Genomic DNA, 18,411 nt, shown 5'->3' on the forward strand with positions numbered 1-18,411 from the left:
CTGTCCCGGCCCCGACGCCCACCGCGCGACATCCTCACGCGCCCCCGCGCGCGCCTTTCGGCGCAACTCGCGGGTGGAGCGTGGAGACATGACCTGCTTATCTGAGCCCATGACCGGCACCGTAACGCTTCCTGTCTGGCTCTTCGCGCTGATTCTCGCCTTTGCCGGCGTGACCTTCGCCTCGCATTTCCTGTTCCCCTCGGTGCGCTGGTTCTTCCGCCGAAGGGCCGAGCGCATCGTGGCGCGGCTGAACCAGCGGCTCGAGCGTCCGATCCAGCCCTTCAAGCTCGCGCGCCGCTACGACCTGATCCAGCGGCTGATCTACGACCCCGAGGTCACCGAGGCGGTCCTGGCCCATGCCCGCGAGAACGGGCTGCGCGAGGATGTCGCCTTCGAGGATGCCCGCCGCTACGCCCGCGAGATCGTCCCGGCCTTCTCGGCCTCGGCCTATTTCGGCTTCGCGATCCGCGCCGCCCGCTGGCTCTCGAACGAGCTCTACCGCGTCGACGTGGACGAAAGCGGCGCGGGCCCGCTGGCGCAGGTGGACCGCGAGGCGACGGTGGTTTTCGTGATGAACCACCGCTCGAACATGGATTACGTGCTGGTCACCTACCTCGCCGCCCAGCGTTCGGCGCTGTCCTACGCGGTGGGCGAATGGGCGCGGGTCTGGCCGCTCTCGGCGCTGATCCGGGCCATGGGGGCCTATTTCATCCGGCGCCGTTCGCGCACGGCGCTCTATCGCAAGGTGCTGGAGAAATACGTGCAGATGGCGACCCGGGGCGGGGTGGCCCAGGCGATCTTCCCCGAGGGCGGGCTGTCCCTCGACGGCGGGCTGAAGACGCCCAAGGTCGGGCTGATCAAATACCTCGCCGAGGGGGCCAACCTGGAGGCCCGCGACCTGGTCTTCGTGCCGGTGGCGCTGAACTACGAGCGCGTGCTCGAGGACCGGATCCTGATCGACGCCGACCGGCGCGGCGAACGAAAGTTTCGCGCCTCGGTGGTCTCGGCGATCTTCAATGCGCTGGCGCTTTTGTGGCGGCGGGCGACCGGGCGCTTCCGGCGCTTCGGCAGCACCGCCGTGCGGATCGGCGCGCCCTTGTCGCTGCGCGAGAACCCCGGGTTGGCCGCCACGCCCGAGGCGCTCGGCCGCGAGATCATGTCCCGCATCGCCGAGGCCGTGCCGGTGCTGCCGGTGCCGCTGGTGGCGCATCTCCTTCTCACCCGCGGCCCGATGCGCCGCGAGGCGCTGATCGAGGCGGTGGAGACGGTCGGGCAGGGGCTGGGCGAGCGGCTGGTCCTGCCGCGCGGCACCGCCGAGGCGGCGGTCGATCACGCGCTCGAACGGCTGGGCGCGCGCGGGCTTCTGAGCGTGGACGACGGGCTCCATGCCCCCACCGAGGAGGCCGAGCCGATCCTGCGCTTCTACGCCAACTCGGTGCGCCACCTGCTGCCCGACTGTGCAGGTGCAGCGTAATTTTCTGCAGTCGCTCGGTCATAAAATTACAAACTGAGCGTAAATATGATTGAATAGTTGCGCGGCCCCTTATATCCCGTGGGAACACATCGAATCCACGCCGCGATGCGGCGCCGCCCGAGATTTACCTGAGGAGGCAGTCATGGCTCTCGACCAGCAACCCGGCATCGCGCAATACGATGCGCCCGAGAAAGACCTCTACGAGATCGGGGAAATGCCCCCGATGGGCTATGTGCCGAAGTCGATGTATGCCTGGGCGATCCGCCGCGAGCGCCACGGCCTGCCCGACAGCTCCTTCCAGGTCGAGGTGGTCGACGTCCCCAAGCCCGACAGCCATGACGTGCTGGTCCTGGTGATGGCCGCGGGCGTCAACTACAACGGCGTCTGGGCCGGCCTCGGCCAGCCGATCTCGCCTTTCGACGTGCACAAGGCGCCCTTCCATATCGCCGGCTCCGACGCCTCGGGCATCGTCTGGGCGGTGGGCGACAAGGTGCGCAACTGGAAGGTCGGCGACGAGGTGGTGATCCACTGCAACCAGGACGACGGCGACGACGAGGAGTGCAACGGCGGCGATCCGATGTTCTCGCCGACGCAGCGGATCTGGGGCTACGAGACGCCCGACGGCTCCTTCGCGCAGTTCACCTGCGTGCAGGCCCAGCAGCTCATGCCGCGTCCCCGGCACCTGACCTGGGAGGAATCGGCCTGCTACACGCTGACGCTGGCCACCGCCTACCGGATGCTCTTCGGGCACCACCCGCACGAGCTGAAGCCGGGCCAGAACGTCCTGGTCTGGGGCGCCTCGGGGGGCCTTGGCTCCTACGCGATCCAGCTGGCCAATACCGCCGGGGCCAATGCCATCGGCGTCATCTCCGAGGAGGACAAGCGCGACTTCGTCATGTCGCTCGGCGCCAAGGGGGTGATCAACCGCAAGGACTTCAGCTGCTGGGGCCAGCTGCCGACGGTCAATTCGCCGGAATACAACGAGTGGCTGAAGGAGGCCCGGCGCTTCGGCAAGGCGATCTGGGAGATCACCGGCAAGGGCGTCAGCGTCGACATGGTCTTCGAGCACCCCGGCGAGTCGACCTTCCCGGTCTCCACCCTGGTGGTGAAGAAGGGCGGCATGGTGGTGATCTGCGCCGGCACCACCGGCTACAACACCACCTTCGACGTGCGCTACATGTGGATGCACCAGAAGCGGCTGCAGGGCTCGCATTTCGCCCATCTCAAGCAGGCGGCGGCGGCCAACAAGCTGATGATGGAGCGCCGCCTCGATCCCTGCATGTCCGAGGTCTTCCCCTGGGCCGAGATCCCCGAGGCGCATATGAAGATGTATCGCAACGAGCATAAGCCCGGGAACATGTCGGTCCTGGTGCAGGCGCCGCGCACCGGTCTGCGGACGCTCGAGGACGCTCTCGAGGCGCGCTGATCCCTCCGGGCGCGGGCTTCCCTGCCGCGCCCGACCTTGGGGCGGCAGCTGGTCTGCCGCCCCGATCTGGGCCTTGGCGTGGGCTTGTGCCCGCCCCTGGCCCGGCGCATGCCCCGCGCCCGACCCACGGCCCGCGTCCCGCCCGATCGGACGCGGGCCGTGGTGGTTTGGGGGGGTGGTGTTTTGGGGCCGGAGACCGGCGCGGCGATGGCAGACGGGCCGTGTGGCAGACGGTCCTTATTGTGGGCGCTGTCTCTCGGGCGTCATCCGCGCTTTGAGACGCATAAGAGCTGTCGCTCCCGTCGATGTGACTCACAGACGTGATCCGCTCCATACGACGTGAAAGTCTCTATCGCCCCCCATTCATGCGGCTCGCTGGAATGATCCGCTCCAAGCGATGCCCAAGGCTCTGCCGCCCCCTCCCGTTGGACCCACGGGTGTCTGACGCCCCATTCGATCCGGCCCGCAGGCGTCTCCAGTTGAGCGCGGCACAAACCCTCTCAGCCAGAACCCAACGTCCGGTTTGAAATCACCACCTCGGGCTAAGCCCACCCCCGCTAACAACACATCCCAACAGAGGGCGCGCACCGGACCGGGGGCCGGCGCTGCCGCCCTCCGAGCTGCGCGCTTTATCCTCACAAGGTCAGGACTAATGGGGATCTATGCACGCCACCCCAAGGAGCGCCGGCCCAAGGGGCCGGTCCGGCGCGCGCCCGGCATCTTCGATGCTATTCGGGCGCAAGTGGGCAAGCTTTCAGCGGTGGGCTCTCAAACCGGCCGAGCCATTGCAGCGCCCCACCGCAGCGCCCCATCACCGACACCCCACCGCAGCCCCCTGCGACGCACCGCAGCGCCCTCGAGCCTCCGCTCTCTCTGGCGCCTCCCGCGCACGCCCGGTAGGGTCCGCGGCATGACCCTGCCCGCTCTGACCTTCTCCGACGACCAGGCCGAGGCCTTCGACCGCGTCTCCGCCATGATGAAGGAGGCCGGCGTCGACCTCGACGAGGGCTATGCCCAGCCCGCCCGCGACGGCGGCTCCCGGGTCATGGCGCTGATCGGCAAGGCGGGCTCGGGCAAGACCATGCTCTTGGCCGCGCTTGCCAAGGCGCTGGACGACGCCGGCGTCGAGACCGTCTCGGGCGACTACGAGGGCCGCAAGCGCAAGGAGCGCCGCACGCTGGCGATCCTCGCGCCGACCAACAAGGCGGCCAGCGTCCTGCGCAACCGCGGCGTGCCGGCGACCACCATTCACCGCATTCTCTATACCCCGGTCTACGACCCGGAATACGAGAAGATCGCCGAATGGCTCATGGGCAACGGCGAGAAACCCGAGATCGAGGGGCTCACCCCCGAGGCGCTCGACCGCGCGCAGGGCTCTTTCGCAACCCACAAGTCGGTGCCCGCGGCGCTGGCGGCGGCGGGCCTGCGCGGGTCGGATTTCATCACCGGCTGGAAGCGCCGCGAAGAGCCGCTCGACATCGGCTTCGTCGACGAGGCCTCGATGCTCGACGCGCGCCAGTTCGAGGACCTGCAGGAGATCTTCCCCAACCTCATCCTCTTCGGCGATCCCGCGCAGCTCGCCCCGGTGAACCAATCGGGCGCCATGGTCTTCGACGGCATGCGCGAGGAGCAGAAGCTCGAACTGGCCCGCGTGCACCGGCAGGAGGCGGACAACCCGATCCTCGACCTGGCCCATGCGCTGGCCGACCCGGCGCTGCGCTTCGAGGATTTCGAACGCATGGTCGAAGAGACCGCCCGCCGCGACGACCGCGTGGTCTGGGGCCAGCGGGTCGAGGTCGACCTCATGGCGCGCTCGCCGGTCCTGGTCTGGCGCAACGCCACGCGGATCCGGCTGATCAACGCCTTCCGCGCGGTCTACGGCGCGCCCGAGACCGAGCTTCTGGAAGGTGAGCCGCTGATCTGCGACGGCATCGAGCTGCCGCTCAAGCACCGCAAGAAGCGCCTCGACCTCGAGGCCCGCGGGCTGATCAAGGGCGCGCAGGTGGTCTACCTCGGCCCCGGGCGCAAGCCGGGTTTCTCGCGGCTGCACGTCATGGGCGCGCCCGATCCGCGCATCTCGGCGGCCTCGATCGTGAAGATCGAGAAGCCCGACGAGGAGGAGCCCTTCATCCCCTATGCCGCGCGCATGGGGGCGACCTTCCTGCATGGCGCGGCGGTGACCATCCACAAGGCGCAGGGCTCGCAATGGGACGCGGTGCAGGTCTTCGCGCCCGATCTCTACGCCGCCGCGCGGGCCGGACGCACCGAGGCGGGGCAGCCGCTCTGGAAGCGGCTTGCCTATGTGGCGATCACCCGGGCGCAGGAGCGTCTGATCTGGGTGGTGCGCAACCGGCTGGCCAAGCCCAGCCAACCCCTGACGGTCGCGGATCTGCGCGCCGAGGCACCGGCGCCCGCGCTCGAACTGACCAGCGGAGAGGAGGAGCGATGAAATCCATCCTGATCACCGGGGCGAGCTCCGGCATCGGCGCGGCGGTGGCCCGCGATTTCCTGGACGCAGGCTGGCAGGTGGGGCTTCTCGCCCGCCGCGCCGAGGCGCTCGAAGAGGTGGCCGCGGGCCGCGAGGGCGCCGTGGTGCTGCCCGCCGATGTTACCGACCCCGAGGCGGTCGAAGGGGCCTTCGCCACCTTCCACCGCGCCGCCGGGCGGCTCGACGTGCTGTTCAACAACGCCGGGGCTTTCGGGCCCGCCGCCACCATCGACGAGGTTCCCGTCGAGGACTGGCTGAAGGTCGTGAACGTGAACCTCACCGGCATGTTCCTCTGCGCCCGCGCGGCCTTCGCGCAGATGCGCGCGCAGGAGCCGCAGGGCGGGCGGATCGTGAACAACGGCTCGATCTCGGCCTATGTCCCGCGCGAGACCTCGGTCTGCTACACCACGACGAAACACGCGATCACCGGGCTGACGCGCTCGCTCAGCCTCGACGGGCGGGGCTACGGCATCGCCTGCGGGCAGATCGACCTCGGCAATGCCAGGACCGAGCTTCTGGAAGGCATCATCGAGAGCAACCGCGCCAAGGGCCAGCCGGAGCCGCCGGTGATGGACGTGGCCGAGGCGGTGCGCTCGGTGCGGCTCATGGCGGAGATGCCGCCCGAAGCCAACGTGCAGTTCATGACGGTGATGGCGACGACCATGCCCTATATCGGGCGCGGCTGAGCCACTTCTTAGCGGGAGCAGGCGGCAGCCCGGACGGGTGGCCAGAGGATGTCCTGCGCCGGGTGCCTGACCGGCGCCCCGCGTAGACGGCGCAAAGACACCCCCAAAAAAACGCGGCCCGGAACGCTGCCGGGCCGCGTCTCATTCTCTGAAAAAATCGCCAAGCGCGGGCCGCGCCGTGAGGGCAAGCCCCCAGCACCGCCCGCGCCCCGCGGCTTCAGATCTTCACCACCTGCTTGCCGGTGTTGCCGCCCTTCAGCATGTTCAGGAAGGCTTCGGGGGCGTTTTCAAGCCCTTCGGCCACATCCTCGAGATAGGCGATCTCGCCCTGGCCGACGCGCGGGCCGACGTCCTTCAGGAACGCCGGGTAGTGGTCCCAGTGGTCGAAGATGATGAACCCGTCGACCGAGAGCCGCTTGGTCAGGATCGAGCGCCAGGCCATCGGCAGCAGGTTCGCCTCGCCGACCTCGCCGCTGTACCAGGCCACGGCGCCGCAGAGCGGGATGCGGCCATGGGTGTTCATCAGCGGCAGCACGGCCTCGAGGAGGTTCCCGCCGACGTTCTCCCAGTAGATGTCGACGCCGTCAGGTGCGGCCTCGGAAAGTGCCGCGCGCAGGCTCTTGGCGTCGCCGTGGGCGCGGTGGTCGATCGCCGCGTCGAAGCCGAAGGTCTCGGTCGCGATGCGGCACTTCTCCGCGCCGCCGGCGACGGCGACGGTGCGTAGGCCCATGGACTTGGCGAGCTGGCCCACCATGGAGCCGACCGGCCCGGTGGCGGCGCCGACGACCAGGGTCTCGCCCTTCTTCGGACGGCCGTATTCGTGCAGGCCGCGCCAGCCGGTGAAGCCCGGCATGCCGAGGACGCCCAGCACCGCCGAGGGCGGCGTGCCTTCGTCGAGCTTGCGGATCTCGGCGGCCTTCAGGACCGCGTGGTCGGCCCAGCCGGTCATGCCGGTGACGCGGTCGCCCTCGGCGAAGCCCTCGGCCTTGGAGGTGATGACCCGGCCGACGCCCTGGGCGGTCATCGTGCCGCCGATCTCGACCGGCTCGGCATAGCTCTTGGCGTCATCCATCCGCCCGCGCATGTAGGGATCGAGGGACATCCACTCGACGGCGACCAGGACCTCGCCGTCCTGGGGGGTCGGCATGGGGTCGGTCTCGAGCGAGAAATCCTCGAGGACGGCGGCGCCCTGGGGTCGGCGGGCGAGCGCGATGCGGCGATAGGTATCGGACATGAAATGCCTTTTCGTTACGTCGTCTGGCTTATTGGTTGCGGAAGCGCGGCTGGCTTCGCACAGTGAGGTGGTGTTCTGACGCGCAGACGGCAAGGGAGGGCCAGATGCACGGAATGATGATGACCCAGCCGCTCTCGATCATCGAGATCCTGCGATACGCGGCGGGGGCGCATCCCGGCGGCGAGATCGTATCGGTGCGGACCGAGGGCGACATCCACCGCGAAACCTATGCAGAGGCCTTCAGCCGCGCCGCGCAGCTCGCCCATGGGCTCGAGGGGCTCGGCGTCGGCGAGGGCGACCGCGTGGCGACGCTGGCCTGGAACGGCTACCGCCACTTCGAACTCTATTACGGCGTCTCGGGCATGGGGGCGGTCTGCCACACCATCAACCCGCGGCTCTCGGCCGAGCAGATGCTCTATATCATCCGCCACGCCGACGACCGGGTGCTCTGCTTCGACGTCACCTTCACGCCGCTGATCGAGGGGCTGGCCGAACATCTGCCCGAGGACCTGGTGCTCGTCGCCATGACCGACCGGGCGCATATGCCCGACAGCAAGCTAGACCTGCTGTGCTACGAGGAGCTGCTGGAGGGCCAGCCAGAGACCTACGACTGGCCCGAGCTCGACGAGGAGGCCGCCGCGGCGCTCTGCTACACCTCGGGCACGACCGGCAATCCCAAGGGCGCGCTCTATTCCCACCGCTCGACCGTGCTGCACGCCTTCTCGGTCGCCGTGGCGCTGTCAAAATCCCTGAAGGAGGGCGGGCGCGTCCTGCCTGTGGTGCCGCTTTTTCACGTCAACGCCTGGGGGCTGCCCTATGCGGCGCCGCTGACCGGCGCTTCGCTGATCATGCCGGGGCCGAAGCTCGACGGGCCCTCGCTCTTCGAGCTGATGGACGGCGAAAAGGTCACCTCGGCCTGGGGCGTGCCCACCGTCTGGCTGGGCCTGCGCGCCGAGATCGATGCCAAGGGCCGCAACCCCGAGGGCTTCGGCCATGTCGTGGTCGGGGGCTCCGCCGCGCCGCGCTCGATGATCGAGGGGTTCGAGAAAAGCGGCGTCGACGTCTGCCACGCCTGGGGCATGACCGAGATGAGCCCGGTCGGCACCCATGGCCTGCTCTCCGAGCCGATGCGCGAGCTGCCCTTCGACGAGCAGATCGACCTGAAGTCGAAACAGGGCCGGCGGCTCTTCGGGGTCGAGCTGAAGATCGTCGACGAGGGCGGCAAGCCGCTGCCGCACGACGGCCGCGCGGCGGGCGAGTTGTTCGTGCGCGGCAACGGCGTGATCTCGGGCTATTTCAACAACGCCGAGGCCAGCGCCGCCGCCTTCGACGACGAGGGCTGGTTCGGCACCGGCGATGTCGCCTCGATCGACGAGAAGGGCTTCCTGGTGATCCAGGACCGCACCAAGGACCTGATCAAGTCGGGCGGCGAATGGATTTCCTCGATCGACCTCGAGAACATCGTGATCGCCCACCCCAAGGTGGCGAGCTGCGCGGTGATCGCGGTGCCGCATCCGAAGTGGGACGAGCGCCCGCTCCTGGTGGTCGTGCCCGAGGGCGGCGAGAAGCCGACCCTGCCCGAGGTGCACGAGATGCTGCTCGAGCATGTGGCGCGCTGGCAGCTGCCCGACGACATGGTCTTCGTCGAAGAGCTGCCGCTGACCGCCACCGGCAAGGTCTCCAAGCTGACCCTGCGCGACCGCTTCGGCGATCACGCCCTGCCCGATGTGGGCTGAGAGCCTGCGCAGCCTCGGACCAAGCGCCTCGCGCTGGTACGAGGTCACGCCCGACCAGGTGCGGGCCTTCGCCGATGCCAGCCTCGACTGGCAGGGCATCCACCTGGAGGACGAGGCGGCGCGGGCGGCGGGCTTCCCGGGGCCGGTGGCCCATGGGTTCCTGGCGCTCTCGCTCCTGTCGACCATGCTTTACGACGTGCTGCCGGAGCTGCCGTGCGGGGCCTGGTCGGTGAACTACGGCTTCGACCGCGTGCGCTTCCTCGCGCCCATCGCGGTCGGCACGAGGCTGCGCGGCCAGTTCCAGATGTCCGAGATGCGCCCCCGCGAGGGCGGCGGCATGTTGCTGCGCTGGGACGTGACGGTCGAACGCGAGGGCGAAGAGAAACCGGCGCTGGCGGCCGATTGGCTGACGCTGGTCAACTGGACGGAGGACGAGAGCTGATGGATCTGGGTGTCACGGAGCGGGTGCGCCCGCTGATCGAGGCGGTGCGCGAGATGGTCACGGACGAGATCGCGCCGCTCGACCGGGAGTTTCACGCCGAGGTCGGCAAGCACCCCAAGGGCCGGTTCTTCCACACCGACCGCCAGCTCGAGATCCTGAACGGGCTGAAGGAGATGGCCCGGGCGCGCGGGCTCTGGAACTTCTGGCTGACCGACAGCGAGCGCGGCTACGGGCTGACCACCGTCGAATACGCCTATCTCGCCGAGGAGATGGGCAAGGTGCCGCTCGCCGCCGAGGTCTTCAACTGCAACGCCCCGGACACCGGCAACATGGAGGTGCTGGAGCGCTACGGCGAGGACTGGATGAAGACCCGCTGGCTGACGCCGCTTCTGAACGGAGAGATCCGCTCGGCCTATGTGATGACCGAGCCGGACGTGGCCTCCTCGGATGCCGCGCAGCTTGCCTTCGAGGCCCGGCGCGAGGGCGACCACTACCTGCTGAACGGCGAGAAATGGTGGATCTCGGGGGCGGGCGACCCGCGCTGCGGGCTTTACATCCTCATGGCCTGCACCGATCCCGAGGCGCCCAAGCACCAGCGCCACACGATGTTCGTCCTCGACCCCGACCTGCCCGGCATCGAGGTCCTGCGCCCGATGACCGTCTTCGGGGCCGATGACGCGCCGCACGGGCATATGCACATCCGCTTCACCGACGTAAAGGTCCCGGTCGAAAACGTCGTCCTCGGCCCCGGACGCGGCTTCGAGGTGGCCCAGGGGCGGCTCGGACCCGGGCGCATCCACCACTGCATGCGCGCCATTGGCCAGGCCGAGAAGGCGCTCGAGATGATGTGCCGCCGCGGGCTCGACCGCGAGGCCTTTGGCAAGCCGCTGGTCGAACTGGGCGCCAACTACGACATCATCGCCAACGCCCGGATGGAGATCGAGATGGCGCGGCTCCTCTGCCTCAAGGCGGCCTGGATGATGGACACCCAGGGGGTGCGGGCGGCGCAGCCCTGGATCTCCAAGATCAAGGTCATCGCGCCGCTCATGGCGGGCCGGGTGCTGGACGAGGCCATGCAGATGTTCGGTGCCGCCGGCATCAGCCAGGACACCGAGCTGGCGCATATGTGGACCCATCTGCGCACCCTGCGCTTCGCCGACGGGCCCGACGCGGTGCACCGCCGCCAGGTCGCCCGCGCCGAGCTGCGCAAGCTGAGCCAGCGGGAGGCGGGATGAGCGAGCTCGACCGGCAGGCCGTCGCCGCCTGGATGGAGGACAACATTCCGGGCTACGCGGGCCCGCTTTCGGTGACCAAGTTCGAGATCGGCCAGTCGAACCCGACCTACCGGCTGAACGCCGGATCGGGCTCCTACGTGCTGCGCCGCAAGCCCGAGGGGGCGCTCTTGAAATCCGCCCATGCGGTCGACCGGGAGTTCCGCGTCCAGCGGGCACTTTGGGACAGCGACGTTCCCGTGCCCCGGGTCATCGCCCTTTGCGAGGACGAGAGCGTCATCGGCTCGATGTTCTACGTGATGGAACATGTCTCGGGCCGCAGCCTCGACGAGCCCGCCATGCCCGGCCTGGTGCCCGGCGAACGCGCCGACATCATGGCCGAGATGGCCCGGGTGCTGGCGGCGATCCACGAGGTCGACCTCGAGGCGGTGGGCCTCTCGGACTACGGCCCGCCGGGGCACTACTACGCCCGGCAGCTCAAGCGTTGGGCCGGGCAATATGCCGCCAGCGAGACCGAGAGCCTGCCCGCCATGGACCGGCTGATCGCCCGGCTCGGCGAGGAGATGCCCGAGGACGACGGCACCCGCACGCTGGTGCATGGCGACTACCGCATCGACAACATGCTTTTCGAGACCGAGGGCGCGCGGGCGACCGCGGTGCTCGACTGGGAGCTCTCGACCCTGGGCCATCCTTTCGCGGATCTCGCGGGCGTGGTGATGCAGTGGCAGATGCCCCCCGGCGCCGAGGGTCGGGGGCTCGCGGGGCTCGACCGCAAGGCCCTGGGGCTGCCTACGGACGAAGAGTTCGTCGGAGCCTATTGCGCCGCCCGCGGCATCGCCCGGCCCGCGCGCTTCGGCTATTACGTGGCCTTCGCCTTCTTCCGCATGGGCGCGATCCTGCAAGGGGTGAAGAAGCGCGCGCTCGACGGCAATGCCTCGAACCCCGAAAGCGCGCTGCGCCTCGGCGCCTATGTGCCCCGCTTCGCGGAGATGGGGCTGGAGTGGCTCGACCGGTAGGGGTTGTCTCTTGGGCATCCTTGGTGGGGTCCGGGCCGCCTGCGGCGCCCCGGACCGGGTAGGGGGCTCTGCCCCCTCTGCGGGCGTGCCGCCCGCATTCACCCCCGAGGTATTTGGACAAGCTGAAGCATGTGGGGTGGTGCTGGCTGCTGCGGGGGCGCGCCGGGGCGGGGTGCTGGTGTTTGTTGGTGGGTGAGAGGCTTGTGGTGCGGGGCGCGCTTGGGGTCGGGCGCGGCGCGGGTTTTGGGTTGGGCCGGGCGGTGTGGTGGGGTGCTGGTGCCGCGCGTCGGGTGTGCGCGGGTTTTGAATTTTTTGCCGGGCGGTGTGGTGGATTGCTGGTGTGGTGGCGGCGGTGATGTGAGTGGCGCTTGGACTGTCCAAGCGGAGAGGGGCGGACGGAGTGGCGGGTTGGAGGCTGTCGGAGCCCGGCGCCCGGGTGCCCGAGCGGCGCGCGCCTCTGCCGCGGCTCAGAGGCCCAGCGTTTCGGCGGCGAGATAGGCGGGGGCGAGCAGGGCGCGGCGGAAGCGGCCGAGCGGGAAGCGACGCGGCGGCGCGGCGACGGCGCGGGGCAGCGTCGTCTCGGGCGAGAGGATCTTCCGTGCGACCTCCCTGCCGAGGTGGCTCGCCATGGCGACGCCGTTGCCGTGATACCCCAGCGCGGCGAAGAGGCCGGGATGCTCCGGCACCGGGCCGGCGAAGGGCGTCAGATTGGCCATCAGGCAAACGAGCCCGGACCATTCGTGGGTGATCTCGACGTGAGACCAGGCCGGGAAGAGCCGCGCGAAATCGCGGCGGATCTTCCGCGCGATCCGCGCCTGGGCGCGCGGCGTCGCATGCAGCCCGCCGCGCATCCCGAAGAGGAAGCGCCCGTCCGGCAGGCGGCGGAAGTAATGCAAGAGCTCGCGGCTGTCGTAGCACATCTGGTCGGAGTGCCAGCCCTGGGCCTCGGCCTCGGCGGCCTCGAGCGGGCGGGTGAGGATGATCGAGCTTTGCACCGGCAGGGTGCGGCCCGCGAGCCAGTCCGGCAGGTCCTCGGAGGAATAGCCGTTGGTGGCGATCAGCACGGATTTGGCGCGGACTTGGCCGTGGGGCGTGTCCAGCCGCCAGCCCGCGCCGTCGCGGGTGAGCGTGATGACCGGGCTGGACCCAAAGGCGCGGAGCCCCGCCTTTGTCGCGGCGCGGGCCAGGCCGTGGTGGTATTTCCTTGGATGCAGCGCGAAACCCAGAGGCGTGGTCAGCGCGCCGTGGAAGCCGCCGCCGAGGCCCGCGCCTGGCAGCGCTTCGGCGGGCAGGATCTCGGGCGTCACGCCATAGGCGGCTTCGGTGGCGCGGGCCTCGGCCTCGAAGCCCCGGGCGGCGCGCGGATTGTGGGCGAGCTGCGTCTCGCCGCGCGAATGGGTGTCGCAGGTGATGCCGTGGCGCGCGATCAGCCCGGCGACGGTCTCGATCGAGGCGGCCTGGGTGGCGTGCCATTCGGCCAGCCCCTCAGCCCCGAAGCGGCGGCGCAGGAGCGCCTCGGGCGCCTTGGCGCCGCCGAGGCAGCAGAAGCCGCCGTTCCGCCCCGAGGCGCCCCAGCCCGGGGCTTCGGCCTCGAGGAGGAGGCAGTCGGTGCCCGCCTCGGCCAGGGAGAGCCCGGCGGTGAGCCCGGTGTAGCCGCCGCCGATCACCGCCACGTCGGTCTGATGCGCGCCCGCAAGGCTGGGCCAGTCGGGCGGCGCGACCCCCTCGGCCCAGAAGCAGCCGGGGGCGGGCCCGTAGGCCGCGGGCTCGTAGAGCCGCCTCATGCGGTGGCGCGGGCCGCGGCCTGTTCGTCGCGGGCCTGGGCGACGGCGGCGCGCTTGGAGATCAGCGAGGCGGTGATCACCCCAACCGTCACGATGGCGATCATCAGCGTCGACAGCGCGTTGATCTGCGGGCTGACGCCCAGCCTGACCGCCGAGAAGATCTTGATCGGCAGCGTCGTGGCCGAGGGCCCGGTGGTGAAGCTCGCGATCACCAGGTCGTCGAGCGAGAGGGTGAAGGCCAGGAGCCACCCCGAGATCACCGCCGGCGCGATGATCGGCAGGGTCACCAGCCGGAAGGCCTGGAAATGCGAGCAGCCGAGGTCCAGCGCCGCCTCCTCGAGCGCGCGGTCGAAGGTGGCGAGCCGCGAGGAGACCACCACCGAGACGTAGCACATCGAGAAGGTCGTATGCGCCAGCACGATGGTGAAGATCCCCCGGTCGAGCCCGATGCCGATGAACAGCAGGAGCAGCGACAGGCCGGTGATCACCTCGGGCATGACCAGCGGCGCGTAGATCATCCCCGAGAACAGCGTCCGACCGGCGAAGCGCCCGGCGCGCACCATGACCGTGGCCGCCATGGTGCCCAGCACCGTGGCGATGGTCGAGGAGAAGACCGCGACGCGGATCGTCACCCAGGCGGCGTCGAGGAACTCCTGGTCGGCGAAAAGCTCGCCATACCAGCGGGTCGAGAAGCCCGCCCAGACGGTGACCAGCTTCGAGGCGTTGAAGCTGTAGATCACCAGCAGGATCATCGGCAGGTAGAGGAAGGCGAAGCCCAGCGTCAGCGAGGTCGCGTTGAACCAGGAAAAGCGTCTCATCCCTCGGCCTCCCGTGCCTTCTGCTCGTTGCGCTGGAACAGCACGATCGGCACGATCAGGATCATCAGCAGGATGATCGCCACGGCGCTGGCCACCGGCCAGTCGCGGTTGGAGAAGAACTCTTCCCAGAGGACCTTGCCGATCATCAGCGTGTCCGAGCCGCCCAGGAGCGAGGGGATCACGAATTCCCCGATGGTCGGGATGAACACCAGGAAGCAGCCGGCGATGATGCCGCCCTTCGACAGCGGGATGGTCACCAGCCAGAAGGCCTCGAGCCGGGAGCAGCCCAGGTCCTCGGCGGCCTCGAGCAGGGAGTCGTCCATCTTCTCGAGCGTCGCGTAGATCGGCAGGATCATGAAGGGCAGATAGGTGTAGACGATGCCGATATAGACCGCGGTATTGGTCGAGAGGATCTGCAGCGGCGTGTCGATCAGCCCCAGCGCCATCAGGAACTGGTTCAGCACCCCTTCCGAGGAGAGGATCCCCATCCAGGAGTAGACCCGGATCAGGAAGGAGGTCCAGAACGGCAGGATCACCAGCATCAGGAGCGTCGGCCGCCATTCGGGCGCGGCCCGGGCCATGGCATAGGCGATCGGATAGCCGATCAGGAGCGTGATCACCGTGGCCACCGCCGCGATCTTCAGCGAGGAAAGATAGGCCCGCCAGTAGAGGTCATCGGTGGTCAGGAAGACGAAGTTCTCGAAGTCGAGCCCCGAGAGGAAAGCGCGGATGCCGGCCCAGCCCTCGGAGAGGTCGAGCGTCGGCGTGTAAGGCGGGATCGCCAGCGCGATGTCCGAAAGCGCGATCTTCAGCACGATGGCGAAGGGCACCAGGAACAGCGCCAGAAGCCAGATGTAGGGCACGGCGATGAGGAACAGGCGGCGCATGGCTCAGTGCTCCAGCAGGATGCCGGCGGTTTCGGTGAAGGAGAGCCAGACCCGGTCCTCCCAGGTGATGTCGCGGTTGGCGAGCCGCCGGGTGTTGGCGGTCTGGGCCTTCATCATCTGCCCGTTGGCGAGCTGGACGTGATAGGTCGAGATATTGCCGAGATAGGCGATGTCGACGACCTCGCCCTCGAGCATGTTGCGCCGGTCGGCGGGCTTTTCCTTGGAGATCGAGACCTTCTCGGGGCGGATGGCGAAATAGACCGCCCGGTCGGTCGAGAGCGCGCCGCGCGGGGTGCCCCAGATCGGCGGCTGGCCCTCGGCCCAGTCGAGGCGGATGCGCTCGCCCTCGCGGGTGCCGCGGCCCTCGACGATGTTCACGTCGCCGATGAAATCGGCCACATAGACCGAAGAGGGCGCCTCGTAGATCACGTCCGGCGTGGCGACCTGGATCAGCTTGCCCTCGTCCATGACTGCGACCCGGCTGGCCACGGTCATCGCCTCTTCCTGGTCGTGGGTCACGATGACGAAGGTGGTGCCGGTCTTCTCCTGGATGTCCATCAGCTCGAACTGGGTCTGCTCGCGCAGCTTCTTGTCGAGCGCGCCGAGCGGCTCGTCCAGAAGCAGGAGCTTCGGCGCCTTGGCGAGGCTGCGCGCCAGGGCCACGCGCTGGCGCTGGCCGCCGGAAATCTGGTGCGGCTTGCGCTTGGCGAACTTGGTCAGCCGGGTGAGACGCAGCATCTCCTCGACGCGGGCGGCGATGGCCTCGCGGTCCTGGGATTCGCGCTTCAGCCCGAAGGCGATGTTCTCCCAGACCGAAAGATGCGGAAAGAGCGCGTAGCTCTGGAACATCATGTTCACCGCGCGCCGGTTCGGCGGGATCGGCGCGATGTCCTGGCCGGACAGCAGGATGGTGCCGTCGCTCGGCGCCTCGAAGCCCGCCAGCATCCGCATCATCGTGGTCTTGCCGCAGCCCGAGGGGCCCAGCAGGGCGAAGAACTCGCGGGTGTAGATGTCGAGCGTCAGATCGTCGATGGCGGTGAAATCGCCGAACCGCTTGGTCACGTTGCGGAACCGGATCAGCGGCTCTTCCTCCGGGTTTTCCCAGGGGGCGAAGACGGTCTGGCTCATGTAGCTATCCTGATTGTCGGACAAGACGAGGCCCGCGCCGCCGGGATGGGGCGCGGGCCGGAGGCTGGGCTCAGACGCCCGATTTGATCTCGGTCCAGAGCCGGGTCACCGTGCGCTGCACGCGCGGCGGATAGGGCGTCGTGGTGAAGAGATTGTCCAGTGCCGCCTCGGAGGGATAGATCGCCGGATCGCCGATCACGTCCTCGTTCAGATGCGCCTGGGCGGCCTTGTTGCCGTTGGCGTAGTAGACGTAGTTCGAGGCCTGCGCCATGTTCTCGGCCTCCATGATGAAGTTCAGGAAGGTATGGGCCGCCTCGGGGTTGGGCGCATCGGTGGGGATCGCCATCTGGTCGAACCACATCTGCGCGCCCTCGTCCGGCGCGTTATAGGCGATCTCGACGCCGTTTTCGGCCTCGGCAGCGCGGTCGCGGGCCTGCAGGATGTCGCCGGACCAGCCGACCGCCACGCAGATGTCGCCGTTGGCCAGCGCGTTGATGTATTCCGAGGAATGGAACTTCTGGATGTGCGGGCGGACCTTCTCGAAGACGTCGCCGGCCTTGGCGATGACATCGGGGTCATGGCTGTCGGGGTTCTCGCCGATGTAGTTCAGCGCCGCGGGGATCATCTCGGCGGGGGCGTCGAGGAAATGCACGCCGCAGCTGGCCAGCTTCTCCATGTTGGCGGGGTCGAAGACCAGGTCCCAGGAGGAGATCGGGGCATCCTCGCCCAGAAGCTCCTGCACCTTGCCGACGTTCACGCCGATACCGGTGGTGCCCCACATGTAGTTGATCGAATATTCGTTGCCCGGGTCGTAGGTGGCGGTGCGCTCGGCGACCACATCCCACATGTTGTCGAGGTTGGGCAGCTTCGACTTGTCGAGCTTCTGGAAGGCGCCGGCCTGGATCTGGCGTTGCAGGAAGGTGCCCGAGGGAACCACCACGTCATAGCCCGAGGAGCCCGCCAGCATCTTGGTCTCGAGCACCTCGTTCGAATCGAAGACGTCGTAGATCAGGTCGATCCCGGTTTCTTCCTCGAACTCGGTCAGGAGATCCTCGTCGATGTAGTCGGACCAGTTGTAGACCCGGACCTCCTGCGCGAGCGCGGATCCGGCGACAAGCGCAAGCGCCGCGGCGCCGGTCATCAGTTTCGCAGTCATTCTTCATTCTCCCATCATGCCGAGGCGGTCTGTCCGCTCTGACCGTTTTATTTTGATCAAATTCGGCGGCACCTCGCAACATTGGGATGTTTTCACCAGTGCGGCGCCCGTGCAAGATGGGCCGCATTGCCCGGCAGGCGGGCATCACGGCAGGATGAGGGCGGAGATGAAGACTTCGGCAGATCAGGCGGAGACCCCGGGCGCGGCGCGGCTGCCGGTGCACGAACAGGTCTACCGCCAGCTGCGCGACATGATTCTGTTCGGCGAGCTGGCGCCGGGGCAGGCGGTGACCATCCAGGGGCTGACCGAGGTTCTGGACGCGGGCATGACGCCGGTGCGCGAGGCGCTGCGCCGGCTCACCGCCGAAGGGGCGCTGGATTTCCGCGGCAACCGGCGCATCGCGGTGCCCGAGTTGGACGCCGAGGCGCTGGAGGAGCTGACCGTGGCGCGCCGGGCGCTGGAGCCCGAGCTTGCCCGCCGCGCCACCGCCCGGATCGACGCCGCGGGCATCACCCGCCTGCGCGAGATCGACGCCGCGCTCGACGCCGCCATCGCCCGGGGCGACGTCGGCGGTTATCTGACCGGCAACCACCATTTCCACGCCACGCTGAACGGGTTTGCCGGCGCGGCGATCCTGACCGGGCTGGTCGACGGGCTCTGGCTGCGCTTCGGCCCCTCGCTGCGGGTGGTCTGCGGGCGTTTCGGCACCGAAGGGCTGCCCGACCGCCACAAGGAGCTGATCGCCGCGCTCGAGGCCGGCGCCCCCGAGGCCGCCGCCCGGGCCATGGACGAAGACGTGCTGCAGGGCATGGAGCAGATCGCCGAGGGGCTCGGCCCCCGGGCCGTCCCGCCTGCGCGCGGCTGACTGCGGGGCTGACCGCGGGAGTGCCCGCGTGGCTGACCG

The 18,411-nt window shown here is 68.9% G+C and carries 15 protein-coding genes; 9 read left to right on the forward strand and 6 right to left on the reverse strand.

The window, feature by feature from the left end:
• Positions 1–109 precede the first annotated feature (109 nt).
• The 4 genes from ACX938_RS10955 (at position 110) to ACX938_RS10970 (ending at position 6,074) form a co-directional block, all read left to right on the forward strand.
• Positions 110–1,474, forward strand: coding sequence for a 1-acyl-sn-glycerol-3-phosphate acyltransferase (locus tag ACX938_RS10955; protein ID WP_459431077.1), 1,365 nt, complete (start codon positions 110–112; stop codon positions 1,472–1,474).
• A gap of 142 nt (positions 1,475–1,616) precedes the next feature.
• On the forward strand, positions 1,617–2,900 hold the full coding sequence (gene ccrA, locus ACX938_RS10960; RefSeq protein WP_459431078.1) for a crotonyl-CoA carboxylase/reductase: 1,284 nt from the start codon (positions 1,617–1,619) through the stop codon (positions 2,898–2,900).
• 910 nt (positions 2,901–3,810) lie between these two features.
• Positions 3,811–5,349 carry an ATP-dependent DNA helicase gene (locus tag ACX938_RS10965; RefSeq protein ID WP_459431079.1) on the forward strand — a complete coding sequence of 513 codons (1,539 nt, stop codon included), beginning with the start codon at positions 3,811–3,813 and terminating at the stop codon, positions 5,347–5,349.
• Positions 5,346–6,074, forward strand: coding sequence for an SDR family oxidoreductase (locus ACX938_RS10970; protein ID WP_459431080.1), 729 nt, complete (start codon positions 5,346–5,348; stop codon positions 6,072–6,074). The genes ACX938_RS10965 and ACX938_RS10970 overlap by 4 nt, the downstream gene beginning before the upstream one ends.
• 217 nt (positions 6,075–6,291) lie before the next feature.
• Here the strand turns inward: ACX938_RS10970 and ACX938_RS10975 are convergent, their stop codons facing one another.
• The gene (locus tag ACX938_RS10975) at positions 6,292–7,308 is read right to left on the reverse strand and encodes an NADP-dependent oxidoreductase (RefSeq protein ID WP_459431081.1); all 1,017 of its coding nucleotides are present in this window, start codon (positions 7,306–7,308) and stop codon (positions 6,292–6,294) included.
• Between the two features lie 104 nt (positions 7,309–7,412).
• On the opposite strand from ACX938_RS10975, the gene ACX938_RS10980 reads away from it, so the two are divergent.
• From ACX938_RS10980 to ACX938_RS10995, 4 genes are read left to right on the forward strand one after another with little or no spacing between them, the layout of a single operon-like run.
• Positions 7,413–9,044, forward strand: a complete 1,632-nt coding sequence (locus tag ACX938_RS10980; protein WP_459431082.1) for a long-chain-fatty-acid--CoA ligase — start codon at positions 7,413–7,415, stop codon at positions 9,042–9,044.
• A complete protein-coding gene (locus ACX938_RS10985) occupies positions 9,034–9,486 on the forward strand; it encodes a MaoC family dehydratase (protein WP_459431083.1) in 453 nt (150 codons plus the stop codon). Before ACX938_RS10980 ends, ACX938_RS10985 begins: the two co-directional genes overlap by 11 nt.
• A complete protein-coding gene (locus tag ACX938_RS10990; protein WP_459431084.1) occupies positions 9,486–10,721 on the forward strand; it encodes an acyl-CoA dehydrogenase family protein in 1,236 nt (411 codons plus the stop codon). The genes ACX938_RS10985 and ACX938_RS10990 overlap by 1 nt, the downstream gene beginning before the upstream one ends.
• Positions 10,718–11,734: a phosphotransferase family protein gene (locus ACX938_RS10995; RefSeq protein WP_459431085.1), complete on the forward strand. Its 1,017-nt coding sequence runs from the start codon at positions 10,718–10,720 to the stop codon at positions 11,732–11,734. Before ACX938_RS10990 ends, ACX938_RS10995 begins: the two co-directional genes overlap by 4 nt.
• A 467-nt stretch (positions 11,735–12,201) precedes the next feature.
• Here ACX938_RS10995 and ACX938_RS11000 read toward each other — a convergent pair whose 3' ends face one another.
• From ACX938_RS11000 to ACX938_RS11020, 5 genes are all read right to left on the reverse strand, one after another.
• Positions 12,202–13,518 (reverse strand): NAD(P)/FAD-dependent oxidoreductase, encoded by a 1,317-nt coding sequence (locus ACX938_RS11000; protein WP_459431086.1) that lies wholly within the window; start codon positions 13,516–13,518, stop codon positions 12,202–12,204.
• Positions 13,515–14,336, reverse strand: coding sequence for an ABC transporter permease (locus ACX938_RS11005; protein ID WP_459431087.1), 822 nt, complete (start codon positions 14,334–14,336; stop codon positions 13,515–13,517). Before ACX938_RS11005 ends, ACX938_RS11000 begins: the two co-directional genes overlap by 4 nt.
• Positions 14,333–15,223: an ABC transporter permease subunit gene (locus tag ACX938_RS11010; protein WP_232753767.1), complete on the reverse strand. Its 891-nt coding sequence runs from the start codon at positions 15,221–15,223 to the stop codon at positions 14,333–14,335. The genes ACX938_RS11005 and ACX938_RS11010 overlap by 4 nt, the downstream gene beginning before the upstream one ends.
• 3 nt (positions 15,224–15,226) lie before the next feature.
• Positions 15,227–16,351 (reverse strand): ABC transporter ATP-binding protein, encoded by a 1,125-nt coding sequence (locus tag ACX938_RS11015; RefSeq protein WP_232753768.1) that lies wholly within the window; start codon positions 16,349–16,351, stop codon positions 15,227–15,229.
• Positions 16,352–16,421: 70 nt separating this feature from the next.
• Entirely contained in the window at positions 16,422–17,507 is a 1,086-nt protein-coding gene (locus ACX938_RS11020; RefSeq protein ID WP_459431088.1) for a polyamine ABC transporter substrate-binding protein, read from the reverse strand.
• Between the two features lie 166 nt (positions 17,508–17,673).
• On the opposite strand from ACX938_RS11020, the gene ACX938_RS11025 reads away from it, so the two are divergent.
• The gene (locus ACX938_RS11025) at positions 17,674–18,372 is read left to right on the forward strand and encodes a GntR family transcriptional regulator (RefSeq protein WP_459431089.1); all 699 of its coding nucleotides are present in this window, start codon (positions 17,674–17,676) and stop codon (positions 18,370–18,372) included.
• Positions 18,373–18,411 lie beyond the last annotated feature (39 nt).

This window comes from Roseivivax sp. (assembly GCF_054552075.1).